1 pseudogene is annotated in these 338 nt (G+C 40.8%); it reads left to right on the forward strand.

Annotated features, from left to right (window positions below):
• Nucleotides 1–338: pseudogene (locus tag FD688_RS00070) on the forward strand (transporter substrate-binding domain-containing protein); the annotation flags it as partial.

A 338-nucleotide genomic window follows, 5' to 3' on the forward strand; every position in this document is an offset into this window, starting at 1 on the left:
TATTAAACACTTCCGATGACAAGAAAATTAAGTCATACAAGGACTTACAAGGAAAGACCATCGGTGCTCAAATTGGATCAGTACAATATGACGCTGTGAAGAAGGGTATCAAGAACATTAACCTAAAGGGAATGGAAAACATCAACGATTTAATTCTTGCTTTGAAGTCAGGAAAAATCGCAGCCATTCCGCTAGATACTGCTGTAGCGCAAGCATACGCAGCCCACAACCCAGGACTAAAGATTATTGACGCTAAGATGCCTGGTCAAGAAAGCTCAAACAAGATTGCCTTCTTCAAGGGTGCTACTAGTCTAGAAAACGCTGCTAACAAGACAATT

This window comes from Apilactobacillus kunkeei, from assembly GCF_005930975.1.
Lineage (GTDB): Bacteria > Bacillota > Bacilli > Lactobacillales > Lactobacillaceae > Apilactobacillus > Apilactobacillus kunkeei_E.